The sequence below is a fragment of the Neobacillus drentensis genome (assembly GCF_021560175.1).
GTDB lineage: Bacteria > Bacillota > Bacilli > Bacillales > Cytobacillaceae > Neobacillus > Neobacillus drentensis_A.
Genome location: NZ_CP091110.1, coordinates 4,410,325 through 4,424,391, shown reverse-complemented (window position 1 = coordinate 4,424,391; position 14,067 = coordinate 4,410,325). Strand labels below are relative to the sequence as shown.

Annotated in this window: 18 protein-coding genes; 13 read left to right on the top strand and 5 right to left on the bottom strand. The window is 40.2% G+C overall.

Translation table 11 applies throughout. The features are described from left to right. Positions 1-103: 103 nt before the first annotated feature. Together L1999_RS21015 and L1999_RS21010 are read left to right on the top strand one after the other, a co-directional pair. Entirely contained in the window at positions 104-1,363 is a 1,260-nt protein-coding gene (locus L1999_RS21015; protein ID WP_235740353.1) for a Y-family DNA polymerase, read from the top strand. Between the two features lie 18 nt (positions 1,364-1,381). Continuing rightward, positions 1,382-1,717: a YolD-like family protein gene (locus tag L1999_RS21010; RefSeq protein WP_235740352.1), complete on the top strand. Its 336-nt coding sequence runs from the start codon at positions 1,382-1,384 to the stop codon at positions 1,715-1,717. A 45-nt stretch (positions 1,718-1,762) separates the two neighbouring features. On the opposite strand, the gene L1999_RS21005 is transcribed toward L1999_RS21010, so the two are convergent. The 3 genes from L1999_RS21005 to L1999_RS20995 form a co-directional block, all read right to left on the bottom strand. After that, positions 1,763-2,683: an alpha/beta hydrolase gene (locus L1999_RS21005; RefSeq protein ID WP_235740351.1), complete on the bottom strand. Its 921-nt coding sequence runs from the start codon at positions 2,681-2,683 to the stop codon at positions 1,763-1,765. A 270-nt stretch (positions 2,684-2,953) separates the two neighbouring features. After that, complete coding sequence (locus tag L1999_RS21000; RefSeq protein WP_176541399.1) at positions 2,954-3,094, bottom strand: hypothetical protein; 141 nt, start codon at positions 3,092-3,094, stop codon at positions 2,954-2,956. A gap of 75 nt (positions 3,095-3,169) precedes the next feature. Further along, the gene (locus tag L1999_RS20995) at positions 3,170-4,075 is read right to left on the bottom strand and encodes a hydroxymethylglutaryl-CoA lyase (protein WP_235740350.1); all 906 of its coding nucleotides are present in this window, start codon (positions 4,073-4,075) and stop codon (positions 3,170-3,172) included. 171 nt (positions 4,076-4,246) lie between these two features. On the opposite strand from L1999_RS20995, the gene L1999_RS20990 reads away from it, so the two are divergent. From L1999_RS20990 to L1999_RS20980, 3 genes are all read left to right on the top strand, one after another. Continuing rightward, a complete protein-coding gene (locus L1999_RS20990) occupies positions 4,247-4,936 on the top strand; it encodes a CoA transferase subunit A (protein WP_235740349.1) in 690 nt (229 codons plus the stop codon). Positions 4,937-4,959: 23 nt separating this feature from the next. After that, a complete protein-coding gene (locus L1999_RS20985; RefSeq protein ID WP_235740348.1) occupies positions 4,960-5,628 on the top strand; it encodes a CoA transferase subunit B in 669 nt (222 codons plus the stop codon). 396 nt (positions 5,629-6,024) lie between these two features. Then, on the top strand, positions 6,025-6,279 hold the full coding sequence (locus tag L1999_RS20980) for a YqkE family protein (RefSeq protein ID WP_235740347.1): 255 nt from the start codon (positions 6,025-6,027) through the stop codon (positions 6,277-6,279). A gap of 24 nt (positions 6,280-6,303) precedes the next feature. Here the strand turns inward: L1999_RS20980 and L1999_RS20975 are convergent, their stop codons facing one another. Continuing rightward, positions 6,304-7,215, bottom strand: a complete 912-nt coding sequence (locus L1999_RS20975) for an aldo/keto reductase (RefSeq protein ID WP_235740346.1) — start codon at positions 7,213-7,215, stop codon at positions 6,304-6,306. A gap of 64 nt (positions 7,216-7,279) precedes the next feature. Further along, positions 7,280-7,414: a Z-ring formation inhibitor MciZ gene (gene mciZ / locus L1999_RS20970; protein WP_235740345.1), complete on the bottom strand. Its 135-nt coding sequence runs from the start codon at positions 7,412-7,414 to the stop codon at positions 7,280-7,282. 75 nt (positions 7,415-7,489) lie between these two features. Between mciZ and L1999_RS20965 the strand changes: the two genes are divergently transcribed. The 8 genes from L1999_RS20965 (at position 7,490) to L1999_RS20930 (ending at position 14,062) form a co-directional block, all read left to right on the top strand. Beyond that, positions 7,490-8,044 carry an NUDIX hydrolase gene (locus L1999_RS20965; protein WP_235740344.1) on the top strand — a complete coding sequence of 185 codons (555 nt, stop codon included), beginning with the start codon at positions 7,490-7,492 and terminating at the stop codon, positions 8,042-8,044. Next, entirely contained in the window at positions 8,041-9,204 is a 1,164-nt protein-coding gene (locus L1999_RS20960) for an endonuclease Q family protein (protein ID WP_235740343.1), read from the top strand. Before L1999_RS20965 ends, L1999_RS20960 begins: the two co-directional genes overlap by 4 nt. 142 nt (positions 9,205-9,346) lie before the next feature. After that, entirely contained in the window at positions 9,347-9,994 is a 648-nt protein-coding gene (spoIIM, locus tag L1999_RS20955) for a stage II sporulation protein M (protein WP_235740342.1), read from the top strand. A gap of 108 nt (positions 9,995-10,102) precedes the next feature. Then, on the top strand, positions 10,103-10,564 hold the full coding sequence (locus L1999_RS20950; protein WP_235740341.1) for a ferric iron uptake transcriptional regulator: 462 nt from the start codon (positions 10,103-10,105) through the stop codon (positions 10,562-10,564). A 124-nt stretch (positions 10,565-10,688) separates the two neighbouring features. Beyond that, the gene (locus L1999_RS20945) at positions 10,689-10,916 is read left to right on the top strand and encodes a YqzK family protein (RefSeq protein ID WP_235740340.1); all 228 of its coding nucleotides are present in this window, start codon (positions 10,689-10,691) and stop codon (positions 10,914-10,916) included. A 5-nt stretch (positions 10,917-10,921) separates the two neighbouring features. Continuing rightward, positions 10,922-11,815: a site-specific tyrosine recombinase XerD gene (xerD, locus tag L1999_RS20940; RefSeq protein ID WP_235740339.1), complete on the top strand. Its 894-nt coding sequence runs from the start codon at positions 10,922-10,924 to the stop codon at positions 11,813-11,815. Positions 11,816-12,041: 226 nt separating this feature from the next. After that, entirely contained in the window at positions 12,042-13,226 is a 1,185-nt protein-coding gene (gene deoB, locus L1999_RS20935; protein ID WP_235740338.1) for a phosphopentomutase, read from the top strand. A gap of 14 nt (positions 13,227-13,240) precedes the next feature. After that, positions 13,241-14,062: a purine-nucleoside phosphorylase gene (locus L1999_RS20930; protein WP_235740337.1), complete on the top strand. Its 822-nt coding sequence runs from the start codon at positions 13,241-13,243 to the stop codon at positions 14,060-14,062. Positions 14,063-14,067: the final 5 nt, after the last annotated feature.

The window sequence follows — 14,067 nt, the reverse complement described above, 5'->3', positions numbered from 1 at the left end:
GAGACCGCTCAAAAATTTCCATTGAATACGAACGCATATTCGCTTAAAATGTGAATAGACTAAAGAACAAACGTTCGATAATTTAAATTGTGAGGGAAAAGTCATGATTGATTACAGCGCGATGCCGAAAAGTAAAATTTTATGTGTGGACATGAAGAGTTTTTATGCAAGCTGTTCCGCTGTTATGGAAGGTCTTGACCCTTTGAATTGCTATTTGGCCGTTGTAGGTGAGAAAAAGCGCCAGGGGAGCATCGTGCTTGCCGCTTCACCGCGCTTAAAAAAGGAATTTGGAATTAAAACCGGTTCACGTTTGTTTGAAATACCAGATGACCCCAGGATTAAAATTGTCGAACCCAAAATGGCTACTTATTTACGGATTTCAACTGAAATTACCCGTGTATTTAACCGCTATGTTCCAAAGGAAGCCATCCATGTCTATAGTGTCGATGAAAGCTTTATTAAAGTGGATGGTGCTGCGCAACTGTGGGGGGATGCCTGTACCATTGCCGAAAAAGTAAAGAAGGATATTGAGCGGGAATTTCAGCTGCCATGCGCCGTTGGTATTGGACCTAATATGTTATTAGCAAAGCTTTGCCTTGACCTTGATGCCAAGAAAAAAGGGGTGGCGGAATGGACATATGAAGATGTTCAAGCCAAACTTTGGAATGTCTCACCCCTGCGAGAAATGTGGGGAATCGGCAGACGTGTCGAAAAAACATTAAATAGCATGGGTATTTTTACTGTTGGCCAATTGGCTCGTTATGATTTAGAAAAGCTGGAAAAGAAATTCGGGATTATGGGAAACCAGCTTTATTATCATGCTTGGGGGGTAGATCTATCCGATTTAGGAGCGCCCATTATCCAAGGACAAATCAGCTTTGGGAAGAGTCAAATTTTGTTAAGGGATTATAAAGAGGTAGAGGAGATTAAGGCTGTCATGTTAGAAATATGTGAAGAGGTTGCCCGAAGAGCACGCACCCATCGGAAAGCAGGAAGAACGATTAGTCTCGGAGTGGGGTATAGTCAAGATGAATTTGGCGGCGGATTTCATCGTTCTCGAACGATCAAACAGCCAACAAATGTAACAATGGAACTTTATCGTATCTGCCTCGAATTATTTAATGAACATTATAGTGGAAAAACGGTACGGCAAATTTCAATCGCAATTGGAAATATTGTTGACGATTGGGAACTTCAGCTTGATTTGTTTGACATGGGTGCGTCCAAGCGACGAGAGCTTGGGTATGTAGTGGATTCGATCCGCAGACGTTTTGGGTCAGGTTCTTTACTGCGGGCTGTTTCTTATACATCTGCGGGAACCGCTAAACACCGCGCGACATTGGTTGGGGGACATAAAATGTAATGAAAGAAGGAAATACCTATGATTCGTGACCGTGGGAAAATCAAATGGACGTCCATGATGCTGCCTGAACACGTCAAATTGCTTAGGGACTGGGTAAAGGAAGATCGATACGAACAGAAAAAGGAAATGGATGAGCAGCAGCTGGAGCGAATGAACGAAACCTTGTCCGAAGCAATTGAGTTTAACCAATTTGTTACGATTACTCATTATCGAAATCAAAACTATGAAATGGTTATTGGTAAAATCCATTATTGGGATGAATTAACGCAAAAGCTTCACGTGGTGGACCGTTTTGAGGAAGTGCACCGGATACCACTGGCAGATATTGCAGATATCCGGTTGACCGATCTATAAATAAAGAGCGGCTTAGAGGCAAGCCGCCCATTTAACTAGTAGCTATTAACTGGGCAGTGGTTGATCCACGTACTTTTGTAAAAATTCATCAATGGCTCGTTCATAATCGGAGCGATTTTCATTGAAAGACTGGGCATGACGTCCATTCTCGGCAATATAAAGCATTTTTGGCCCTTTTTTTTGTTCAAATAAATCCTTTGACATGGAAGGAAGAATAAAATCGTCTTTTTTGCTATGGATAAACAACACCGGATGTTTAATATTTTCAATAACCGAAATGGGAGAAACATGTTGTATCGAATATTTATCGCGCAAGCGTAAAAGTGCATCACCGATAGGCAGTAAAAGACCAGGGATGAGCTTAAAGTCCTTTTTTATAAGATAGGCAAGCTGTTGCTTGAAATCAGAGAAGGGACAATCCGCAATGTAAAAATCAGCCCCATCTTCTAATAGTCCCGCATACAAAAGCATGGTAGCAGCACCCATTGATTCCCCGTGAATCCCGAGTTCAAGCTTGGGACCGATCTCCTGCTTCAGCCAATCAACAACAGTTTTTAAATCGAACTTTTCATAGTGGCCAAAACTCGTTGTTTTTCCACCCGATTGTCCGTGACGGCGATGGTCATAAATTAAGGTATTAAAGCCGCGCTCTAAGAAAAGATTTGCATATTTAATCGAGTTAATTTTATTTTCCGTCACACCATGAGAAATGATCACATACCGATTCGTCTGGTGTGGTTCAACAAGCAGTGCTTTAATGATATAGCCAAATGGAGAAGGGATGTCCACGTCCCGCTTTGGAAGCGACTCAAATTTCTCAGGATTATACCTGCCTGCTTCTTTTTCGCGCCTAAGGATTAATTCCTCGTCCTTCTTTTTCATATACATCAGACGGTTTGTAAAATACAAACCGAGAGATACCCAGAAAAATAACACAATAAACAAAGCCCGGAATGCCTTTTTCATATTGGCACCTCCCACAGAAATAAAGTTTAGAATAAAATATGTAAGAAAACTACACGTAGCCCATAAATTAACAAATTTAATTTTAGCATAAAAAAAGCCGCTGACACCAAAGAGCGGCTTTAAATATAGGCGCTTCCGCTTTTCTCTATGTCTAGCTCCAGCGCCTAGGGGCTCGGGGTCATAAGCCAATCCTTCAAGAAGGCTAAAGAACAGCCTTCTCGCCGGCTCGTCTTATGCCTGTCGCCCCTGTTCAAGGCGCTTCCGCGTTTCTTATTGCTCTGAGTTTTGTCTTTTTGTTGGGTGGAGGGCTTTTTCGAGTTCTTCAGCAGCAATCATTCGTTTGCCGCCTCCTGCAGTGTCCGCATAATTTTTGCCGCTTTGACTGTTTCCTTTTTCCCGTTTCTGGCTCATATTCAGTCTCCCTTCCTAGTAGTCTCAATTATTATGATGGTTGATGAGGAGACTGATTATTCATAAGAAGTTAAGTTAAACCGTTTGGGCATGAAGGCGGTAATAGCCGGTGTCGATTTTCCTTGAAAGATAAGGGATGACAACTTCAATAGCTTCCATTAATTTATCCAAATCAACGCCTGTTGCAATTCCCATTCTTTCCAGCATGTAAACAACATCCTCGGTAGCGGCGTTTCCTGCGGCGCCGGGAGCAAACGGGCAGCCGCCAAGGCCTCCGGCAGATGTATCAAAGCGATCAATTCCCGCTTGGAGGGCAGCGAGAATATTAGCAAGGGCAAGCTTGCGCGTATCGTGAAAATGGGCCGTAATAAGGCTTTCATGAAATTGAGTCTTTAATTGGGTAAACAGAGAAAAGGATTCATTTGGGGCTGCCATACCAATCGTGTCGGCGACACTTAATTCATCAACTCCAGCAAGAACAAATTCACGACAGAGATCTAACGTATCTTTCTCGCTTACTTTTCCTTCATAAGGACAATAGAAGGCCGTAGAAATACAGGCCCGGACAAAATAATTCTTTTCTTTTAATTCACGGATAATGGGCTTTAATTCTGCCATACTGTCTCGCGTTGTTTTATTGATGTTCTTGATATTAAAGCTATTGCTGACACCGACAAATACGGCAACTGTTTGGCAATTGGTCGAATAAACCCGATCAATTCCTCTACGATTAGGGGCAAGGACGATATTTCTCGTTTTTTCATCAAGACAATCGGCTGTGATTTCAGCAGCATCTCCCATTTGCGGCACCCATTTTGGTGACACGAACGACGTCAGCTCCATTTCCTTAAGTCCGGCATTCCTTAAACTGGTAATAAAATTTTTTTTGATATCAGTTGGGACTAATAGCTTCTCGTTTTGAAGACCATCGCGTGGACCAACTTCAATAATCGTCACTTTTTTAGGTAAATGTAACATCATTTTCCCCCTCCCATGTTCATACCTTCATTGTAGTGGTGTTAATTTCTGAAAAGCAAGAGTTAATGGAATTTTGACAAAATTAGAGGAATTTCTACCGGATAAGTAGAAATAGTAAAAATCAACGGATTGTAATGCGGCAGTGAAACATTAATTAAAGGGGAGATAGAAAGGATGAAGAAAATTTGTACTTCCTTCCAGGAGGCAGTTGCCGATATCCAGGATGGGGCAACATTGATGGTTGGCGGATTTGGGTTATGCGGTATTCCAGAAAACCTGATATTAGCTTTAGCTGAAAAAGGAGTAAAGGATTTAACCGTTATTTCAAATAACTGCGGAATTGATGAATGGGGCTTGGGTCTTCTATTAAACAATAAACAGATAAAAAAAATGATAGGTTCCTATGTTGGGGAAAATAAAGAGTTTGAAAGACAGGTATTAACGGGAGAATTGGAAGTGGAATTAACGCCCCAAGGAACACTAGCAGAAAAAATCCGGGCCGGTGGTGCCGGGATTCCAGCCTTTTATACTCCAGCAGGGGTTGGGACACCTATTGCAGAGGGGAAAGAAACAAAGATATTTAATGGCCGTGAATATCTATTAGAGGAAGCTCTCACAGCTGATTTTAGTCTTGTAAGGGCATGGAAAGGAGATAAGATGGGAAATCTCGTTTACCATAAAACTGCCAGAAACTTTAACCCGATGATTGCTGCTGCTGGGAAAGTAACCATTGCAGAAGTGGAAGCGCTTTATGAAATAGGTGAACTAGATCCTAATTTTATTCATACACCAAGCATTTATGTTCAAACCATTATTGAGGGGAAACAAGAAAAACGGATAGAAAAATTAACCGTAAAAAAATAGAGTGGGGGAAGGGAGTAAAAGCGATGGCAAATGATAAAGTCAGTGTTAGAGAAAGAATTGCAATCAGGGCAGAAAAGGAAATAGAGAATGGTTACTATGTAAACCTTGGTATTGGTATGCCCACCCTCGTTGCCAATTATATAACAGATAATAAACAGGTTGTTTTGCAATCAGAAAATGGTCTTCTCGGAATAGGCCCATATCCGCATGAAAAAGAAGTGGATCCTGATTTAATTAATGCAGGGAAAGAAACAGTCACGGCCATTAATGGGGCAGCCTATTTTGATAGTGCGGAATCATTCGCCATGATTCGTGGGGGGCATGTCGATTTGGCGATCCTCGGAGGAATGGAAGTTTCGGAAACAGGGGATTTGGCCAACTGGATGATTCCAGGAAAAATGATTAAAGGAATGGGCGGCGCCATGGACCTTGTCCATGGGGCTCAGAAAATCATTGTTATTATGGAGCATGTCAACAAAAAAGGTGAATCAAAGATATTAAAACAATGTACATTGCCGTTAACCGGACAAGGGGTTGTGAATCGGATTATCACCGAGCGAGCGGTAATGGACGTGACCGATTCAGGGTTAAGACTTGTAGAAGTGGCCAGCGGCTATACAGTTGAAGAAGTTGTTAAGTCAACAGAGGCCCTATTAAGTGTCGACCAAAATGTTAGATTGGATGCTTATTAATGGTAAAAACAGTCTGACGGGCACTTGGCACTGAAAAACCATCTGCAATTTGTCTGTTGATTTCCGATCCAGGCGGCTTCGCTTTCCGCGGGCGTGCCGGGGAGCCTCCTCGGCGCTTTAGCGCCTGCGGGGTCTCCCCTGTCCCGTACTCCCGCAGGAGTCTTCGCTGCCTTCCGCTCCAATCAACAGAGTTCTTTTACCTAGTCTAAATTAAAAAAGGTATAATTTCTCATCATTTAAGAGGGATTATACCTTTTTGTTGTTACTTTAAGATTCTTAATAAACCATTTAAGGGACTTCCTTCAGTGCACTCACGGGCACAGTCTGTTTTTTAATTTCAGCAGCGTTTTAAGAAATGGTATAATAGGATAAGATTTTAATATGGAGGAGTTTAGAATGAAAAAACAAAAAAGACAAACCAATCAATCTAAACCAAAAAAGGAAGACACCGCAGTAACGCTCAAAGATTTGATTAATCCGGACTTAATGAAGCAGCTTAAAGAGCAGCAAGATCAGCTAAAGGCTGAAGAAAATAGAAAAAAAGAAGCAGAAGAACAAAGAAAACGAGAAGAACGAAGATTAAAAGAAAAGAATAAATCTTTTGCAGAGCTACTAAACGAAAGTGGCATGAATTGGAAAGAGTTCAAATAAAAAGGAGAGATTAAGGCTCTCCTTTTATCTGTGTTCCTTATAAATACTTGGCTTTGTTAAGTCTTTAATGACCAACACTTCTTCTTCGGTCAGCGGAGTACTTCTTACCGCCGCAGCATTACGCTTAATCTGTTCAGGGCTGCTCGCTCCAGCAATAACCGAAGCCACAGCAGGGTTTGCTAAATTATATTGAAGTGCAACCTCTGTAAACGGCCGATCATGCGCAAGTTTCTCTTTCAAAAGAGGCAAAATTTCATTTAATTCCTGATAACTGTAATCAAGATAGCCTTTTTCAGATGCTTTGCTCAGCAGTTTATCAGTTAGAAGGCCTTTAGCAAGCGGCCCGCGTGTCACAACGCTGATCCCATGTTCATGTAAAAGTGGTAAAGCTTCTTCTTCTGGTCGCCGATCTAAAATGCTGTATTGCATCATTACCGAGACCATACTAGATTTGTTAATATATTCACGGATGACATTAGGGCGAATGGAGGAGATGCCATAATAGCGAATAAATCCTTCCGCCTTTAATTCTTCAAACGCTTCAATCGTTTCTTCAATCGGGTCTTCAATTGTTCCGCCGTGGAGTTGATATAAATCGATATAGTCCGTCCCAAGGCGTTTTAAACTATTTTTTACTTCTTCCTTTATATAGGCTTTTGAAGCATCCCAAGTCCAGCCGGATTGATCAGGTTTCCAGCGGTTTCCTACCTTGGTTGCCAGGATGACATTTTCCCGGACCGCTTTTAATGACTGTCCCACGATTTTTTCATTTTCACCCAAGTCATAGAGATCAGCAGTATCAAAATAATTAATCCCTTCCTCAAGTGCTGCCTCGATGATCGATCTTGCCGTTTTCTCCTCTGTTCCGATCGACATGCAGCCGAGTCCGAGTTCTGTAACGTACAAATCGGAATGACCCAGTTTTCTTTTCTTCATGTTAAAACCTCCCTGCTACTTTCCTTCAATATTAATAAACAATTGGGCAGACTACAAATGGAAGCTACTTTTTTTGTGTTACATCTTTAATCCATTCAGAGATGAAAATATAATCCTTGTTATATTCTTTCAACTTCTGCATGATTTCCCAAGCTTTGCCAACAAGAGTAATTCCCTGCTTATGGGTATACACCTTCATGACCATACCCCTCCAATTAAAGTATGGTAAAATGTATACGTATGTCTTTACGGAATAGAACAGGAGTTGACTTTAATGGACAATCTTACTGAGAAAACCATAAAAAGTGAGGAAATATTTTCGGGAAGGATTATCAGCCTTCATGTACAGGATGTCGAGCTGCCAAATGGAAAACAGTCAAAGCGGGAAATCATTAAACACCCGGGAGCGGTGGCTATTATAGCCGTTACGGATGAAAATAAGGTTGTTATGGTGGAACAATATCGAAAGGCATTAGAAAGAACGATTGTAGAAATACCAGCTGGCAAGCTAGAAAAGGGTGAAAATCCTGAATATTGTGCCCGGAGAGAACTAGAAGAGGAAACCGGTTATGAATGCAGCAGCTTGGAACTGGTAACATCCTTCTATACATCCCCGGGGTTTGCGGATGAAATCGTCCACGTATATTTCGCAAAAGGGCTTACTAAAAAAGTGGATGCAGCAGGTCTTGACGAAGATGAGTTTGTTAATCTAGAAGAATTAACTCTAGAAGAAGCCCAATCTTATATTACAGAACAAAAGATTTTTGACGCAAAAACCATTTTTGCTGTACAGTACTTACAATTACAAGAGGCGTTGAAACATAAATGAACCGTTATTATGTGGATTTACACATTCATATTGGCCGGACCTGGACAGGAAAACCGGTTAAAATAACTGGTGCGAAATCGCTGACATTTACCAATATTATTGAACATGCCAGGCATGAAAAGGGACTGAATATGATAGGAATCATTGACAGTCATTCACCGGAAGTGATCTTGGAAATGGAGAGTCTAATTCAAAGCGGAGAAATCAGCGAACATCCAGATGGTGGTTTGGTTTTCGGAGATTTAACGGTTATTCCCGGCTCTGAATTGGAGATTTACGATGAACAATCAAATGGTCCCATTCACCTGCTTACGTTTTTTCCTAACCTTACGATCATGCGGGAATTTTCTTCCTGGCTTTCAGCCCATTTGAAAAATATTCAACTAAGTTCTCAGCGAATCTACGTAACAGGTCTCGTATTACAAAAAAAGGTTAAAGACCTAGGGGGCATTTTTATTCCAGCCCACGTGTTTACTCCTTTCAAAAGTTTATATGGCAAAGGGGTAAAGAAGTCGCTGAGCGAGGTTTTAGATCCAAATTTAATTGATGGAATTGAACTTGGATTAAGCTCTGATACACATATGGCAGACCAATTAGGAGAGCTTCACAAATATACGTTTGTAACCAACTCTGATGCCCACTCACTGGCAAAAATTGCTCGAGAATATCAAGTGATAGCCATGAAAGAGCCAACTTTTTTAGAATTACATAAAGCATTAAAAGGGGAAGACGGCCGCCATATCATTGCCAATTATGGTCTCGATCCTTTATTGGGTAAGTATCATAAAACCGTCTGTGCAGAATGTTTAAATCCACTAACCCCTGACGATCAAATATGTAATCTTTGCGGAAAAAATAAAATTATTAAAGGTGTGGCAGACCGAATCCTAGAGTTGAAGACGGCAGATGCCAGTCCGCTTGGGCGTCCGCCATACGTCCATCAAGTGCCGCTGGAATTCATTCCTGGATTAGGCCCGCGCCTGTTGGAAAAGCTGGTCAATCATTTTGGCAGTGAAATGGCCATTTTACATGAGGTTCCATATGATGCATTAACTGAAGTGGTTCCCGCTAAAATTGCGGAGCTCATTCTAAAAGCAAGAGAAGGAAGCATTAATCTTGCTGCCGGAGGCGGCGGCAAGTATGGAAAAATTGCAGATTAAATTCCCCGGCAGCCAGTAACTGCCGGTTTTTTATGGTTAAAATGTCATCAACCGGATAGATAAATCTAGTAAATTTCGTCATAGAAAAACTAGTCTAGCATAGACTGTACTAATCGACCTTTGTAGTAGGAGGAAATTAAAAATGAAAAAACGATTGTACCAGTCAGATGCCGCCAGTTATTTTCGTGAACATTCCTCAATCTTTTTATTTATTGTGGTTTTATTTTTAATGGGAGTAATTTTTGGGGCAATAGTCGTCAATAGCATGAGCATTACCCAAAAGGAAGATTTATTCTATTATTTATCGCAATTCTTTGGCCAAGTTTCCGATGGAACGGTAACAGACGACAACGATTTATTTATGCAAAGCTTTTTACACAACAGTAAATTTATTGGTCTTATGTGGATTCTAGGAATCTCCATTATTGGCCTTCCAATTATATTAATTCTCCTATTCCTTAAAGGAATGGTTGTGGGTTTTACAGTGGGATTCTTAGTTAGTCAAATGGGCTGGAAAGGCTTTTTGTTAGCATTTGCGTCCATACTTCCGCAGAATCTAATTATTATTCCTGTGTTTATATTGATGGCAGCATTCTCAGTCATTTTTTCAATGAGGATGATTAAACGGCAATTTATGAAGAAATATGCTTCGCCAATCATGCCTTTTTTTAAACGTTACATTGTGTCCTTAATTGCTGCTGTACTATTTATTTCTGCTGCTTCAGGAGTAGAAGCGTATTTGTCTCCATGGTTAATGAAAAGTATCATAAGTTCAGTGGCACTAAAATAATTATTATTTGGTAATGATTATCGAATCTTATTTATAATAATTTTATTTTGAATCTCTTTCTCCATCTGTTATAATGAGAGTTAACAGTGGCGAGGGAGGGCCTTCAGGATGGAAACTAGAATTGAGAGAATTAAGAAACAGTTGCATTCAGCGAGTTATAAATTAACTCCCCAGCGTGAAGCAACCGTTCGAGTTTTGTTAGAAAATGAAGAGGATCATTTAAGTGCAGAAGATGTGTACCTCCTCGTAAAAGAAAAATCGCCTGAAATTGGTTTAGCAACTGTTTACCGAACATTGGAATTGCTAACGGAATTAAAAATTGTCGATAAAATAAATTTTGGTGATGGAGTCTCACGTTATGATCTTCGTCAGGAAGGTGCAGCCCATTTTCACCATCATCTTGTTTGTATTGAATGCGGTGCTGTTGATGAAATTCAGGAGGATTTACTAGAAGATGTAGAAGCCGTTGTGGAGAGCAGATGGAACTTTAAAATAAAAGACCATCGCCTAACCTTTCATGGGATCTGTCATCGCTGCCTGGATAAGGATAAAGAAGAGGAAACCGAATAATATGAAACCAAAAGTCTCTTTCATTGAAAGGACTTTTTTCTTTTATGTTAACTTAAGGAAGCAGGTATATATTTTGTCCATTTTGGCATACCTTTTAATAGAAATTAGTATTGGAGGATGTTAGATGGTCTCTTTTTTTAAAGTGGCATTCCAAACAGTAAAGGTGTTTATCATTTTCACCGGGTGCACGATTCTCTTTTATTATGGTATCATGTGGGTATCTGAAGAATATCAAAATTATCATCGCTATGATATGCCGGAAGGGTCTGCGTTAAAGGTTTCAAATGTGGTGAAAGAAGACCGTTCATCGGTGTTAGACCGGCTGAAGTTGTTTTATTTAAATGGGGAGTAATCGTAATGGAAAACCAATTAAAAGCTTTTTTGGATTATTTAATAGTAGAAAAAGGGTTGGCTAAGAATACGATTATTTCGTATGAACGAGATTTAAAAAGCTACCTTCATTATTTAAAAAGTGTGGAAGTAATTCAGTCCTTTAATGAGATTCAGCGTATTCATATTATCCACTTTTTAAATTTTTTAAAGGACCAGGGAAAGTCCTCAAAAACCTTGGCAAGACATATTGCCTCTATTCGAGCGTTTCATCAGTTCTTACTAAGGGAAAAGGCAGCAGAGGGGGATCCTTCTGTTTTAATTGAATCACCTAAATTAGAAAGAGCACTGCCAAAGGTTTTGAGCTTACTAGAAGTAGAGCAACTGTTAAATGCACCCATCGCAAATGATCACTTTGGTTTAAGGGACAAGGCCATGTTGGAGATCTTATATGCAACAGGAATACGGGTAAGTGAATTAATAGCTTTGGAAAAAGACGATGTCCATTTAACACTTGGGTTTATACGTTGTATTGGAACAGGAAACAGGGAGCGAATCATTCCGATTGGAAAAACAGCCTTAACTGCAGTTAAGCAATATTTAGAAAACGGCAGATCTCATTTTGTTACGGAGAAGCACAAGGATGATGCATTTTTCTTAAATCATCAAGGGCATCGTTTAACAAGACAGGGTTTTTGGAAGATATTAAAAAAACTGGCACGTGAGGCGGGCATTGATAAAGAACTCACTCCTCATACCCTGCGCCATTCCTTTGCCACCCATCTGCTTGAGAATGGTGCCGATTTAAGGTCGGTTCAAGAGATGTTAGGGCATGCCGATATTTCCACAACGCAAATATATACTAATGTTTCAAAATCAAGAATCATGGATGTCTATACAAAATTTCATCCCCGAGCTTAATAGAATTCGAGCCTTATAGACTCATTCACAAAAGTGTAAAAAGTCGTCCTTAAATTTTGGCGGCTTTTTTTCTTGTGTTTTCAAAAACTTAGAGTAAAATAAAGATGTCAGACTTCTGACGAATGAGTGAATTAATCAATTTCATAAACCTATTTTTAAGCGGACAACCTATAATTGTCTGATTCTAATTTGCAAACGTTTTCTATGCCAAAGGAGGTAGTAGTGTATGACTGCAAGTACATACAAACGTATATTTATCATCGTAATGGATTCGGTTGGAATCGGGGAAGCACCCGATGCTGAGAAGTTTGGAGACAAAGGTGCAGATACATTTGGTCATATTTCCGAAAGAATGAATGGTCTGAATATGCCTAATATGGGAAAATTAGGATTAAGCAATATTCGCGAGATTAACGGAATCAATAAAGCAGAAAAGCCCTTAGCTTACTATACAAAAATGATGGAGGCTTCAAACGGAAAAGATACCATGACGGGTCATTGGGAAATTATGGGTCTTAATATTCAAACACCTTTCCGTGTTTTTCCCGAAGGTTTTCCGGATGAGCTTGTTGCAGAGCTTGAAAAACAAACAGGCAGAAAGATTATTGGAAATAAACCTGCAAGCGGCACAGAAATATTAGATGAGCTTGGTGAGGAGCATATGAAAACAGGGGCATTAATTGTCTATACTTCTGCTGATTCTGTGCTTCAAATTGCTGCACATGAAGAAATTGTCCCGCTTGAAGAGTTGTATAAAATCTGTAAGATTGCTCGTGAATTAACACTTGATGAAAAATATATGGTAGGCCGTGTTATCGCCCGGCCATTTTTAGGGGAACCTGGCAACTTCAAGCGTACGCCAAATCGTCATGATTATGCCTTAAAACCTTTTGATCGAACTGTTATGAGTGAGTTAAAAGACGCAGGTTTCGATGTCATTGCGATTGGTAAGATTTCTGATATATACGATGGTGAAGGGGTAACAAAATCTCTTAGAACAGTATCCAATATGGACGGAATGGATAAGCTGATTGAAACCATCGATATGGATTTCACTGGCATTAGCTTCTTGAATTTGGTTGATTTTGATGCGTTATTCGGTCATCGCCGTGACCCAGAAGGCTATGGAAAGGCACTGGAGGAATACGATGCCCGCCTGCCTGAAGTGTTTGCAAAAATGAAGGACGATGATTTGTTAATGATCACAGCGGACCATGGAAATGACCCTATTGCACCGGGAACAGATCATACACGTGAATACGTTCCATTACTTGTCTACTCTAAGAGTATGAACGGGGGTAAGGAACTTCCATTAAGGGAAACATTCGCAGACCTTGGTGCGACAGTCGCTGACAACTTCAATGTTAAGTTGCCTAACTATGGAAAAAGCTTCCTAAAAGAATTGAAGTAAAGAGAGGGATAAAAATGAATATTGAAAGCATTCAACATGCAGCCGATTTTTTAAAGGGAAAATATCAGACTACACCAAAATTGGGTCTTATATTAGGCTCAGGTCTTGGTGTCCTAGCGGATGATATCGAAAATCCGGTTAAAATACCGTACAACCAAATCCCAGATTTTCCAGTCTCCACAGTAGAAGGTCATGCAGGACAACTAGTCTTTGGCCAATTAAATGGGGTTGAGGTTGTGGCCATGCAAGGCCGATTTCACTTCTATGAAGGATACAATATGGATAAAGTGACATTCCCAGTTCGTGTTATGAAAGAAATGGGTGTAGAAATGTTAATTGTCACAAATGCCGCAGGCGGGGTAAATGAAAGCTTTTCCCCTGGCGATTTAATGATTATCACAGACCATATTAATAATATGGGAACCAATCCTCTGATTGGCCCGAATGATGCCAATTTAGGTGTTCGTTTCCCAGATCTTTCTGAAGCTTATTCGAAAGAATTACGAAAGATAGCAAGAGATATTGCTGACAGGCTAAAAATTAATGTTAAAGAAGGCGTATACTTTGGGAACCCTGGTCCGGTATATGAAACCCCGGCGGAAATCAGGATGGTTCGTATTTTAGGTGGAGATGCTGTAGGGATGTCTACTGTCCCAGAAGTCATTGTAGCCCGTCACAGTGGAATGAAGGTTCTTGGGATTTCCTGTATTTCTAATATGGCAGCAGGTATCCTTGACCAGCCATTAACACATGATGAAGTAATTGAAACGACAGAAAAAGTCAAAGCCGATTTCCTTTTATATATTAACGAAATTGTTAAAGGAATGGTCCAGTAATCTGC

Coding starts and splice junctions, on each gene's coding strand:
- L1999_RS21015 (WP_235740353.1), top strand. CDS start 104: ATGATTGATTACAGCGCGATGCCGAAAAGTAAAATTTTATGTGTGGAC.
- L1999_RS21010 (WP_235740352.1), top strand. CDS start 1,382: ATGATTCGTGACCGTGGGAAAATCAAATGGACGTCCATGATGCTGCCT.
- L1999_RS21005 (WP_235740351.1), bottom strand. CDS start 2,683: ATGAAAAAGGCATTCCGGGCTTTGTTTATTGTGTTATTTTTCTGGGTA.
- L1999_RS21000 (WP_176541399.1), bottom strand. CDS start 3,094: ATGAGCCAGAAACGGGAAAAAGGAAACAGTCAAAGCGGCAAAAATTAT.
- L1999_RS20995 (WP_235740350.1), bottom strand. CDS start 4,075: ATGATGTTACATTTACCTAAAAAAGTGACGATTATTGAAGTTGGTCCA.
- L1999_RS20990 (WP_235740349.1), top strand. CDS start 4,247: ATGAAGAAAATTTGTACTTCCTTCCAGGAGGCAGTTGCCGATATCCAG.
- L1999_RS20985 (WP_235740348.1), top strand. CDS start 4,960: ATGGCAAATGATAAAGTCAGTGTTAGAGAAAGAATTGCAATCAGGGCA.
- L1999_RS20980 (WP_235740347.1), top strand. CDS start 6,025: ATGAAAAAACAAAAAAGACAAACCAATCAATCTAAACCAAAAAAGGAA.
- L1999_RS20975 (WP_235740346.1), bottom strand. CDS start 7,215: ATGAAGAAAAGAAAACTGGGTCATTCCGATTTGTACGTTACAGAACTC.
- mciZ (WP_235740345.1), bottom strand. CDS start 7,414: ATGAAGGTGTATACCCATAAGCAGGGAATTACTCTTGTTGGCAAAGCT.
- L1999_RS20965 (WP_235740344.1), top strand. CDS start 7,490: ATGGACAATCTTACTGAGAAAACCATAAAAAGTGAGGAAATATTTTCG.
- L1999_RS20960 (WP_235740343.1), top strand. CDS start 8,041: ATGAACCGTTATTATGTGGATTTACACATTCATATTGGCCGGACCTGG.
- spoIIM (WP_235740342.1), top strand. CDS start 9,347: ATGAAAAAACGATTGTACCAGTCAGATGCCGCCAGTTATTTTCGTGAA.
- L1999_RS20950 (WP_235740341.1), top strand. CDS start 10,103: ATGGAAACTAGAATTGAGAGAATTAAGAAACAGTTGCATTCAGCGAGT.
- L1999_RS20945 (WP_235740340.1), top strand. CDS start 10,689: ATGGTCTCTTTTTTTAAAGTGGCATTCCAAACAGTAAAGGTGTTTATC.
- xerD (WP_235740339.1), top strand. CDS start 10,922: ATGGAAAACCAATTAAAAGCTTTTTTGGATTATTTAATAGTAGAAAAA.
- deoB (WP_235740338.1), top strand. CDS start 12,042: ATGACTGCAAGTACATACAAACGTATATTTATCATCGTAATGGATTCG.
- L1999_RS20930 (WP_235740337.1), top strand. CDS start 13,241: ATGAATATTGAAAGCATTCAACATGCAGCCGATTTTTTAAAGGGAAAA.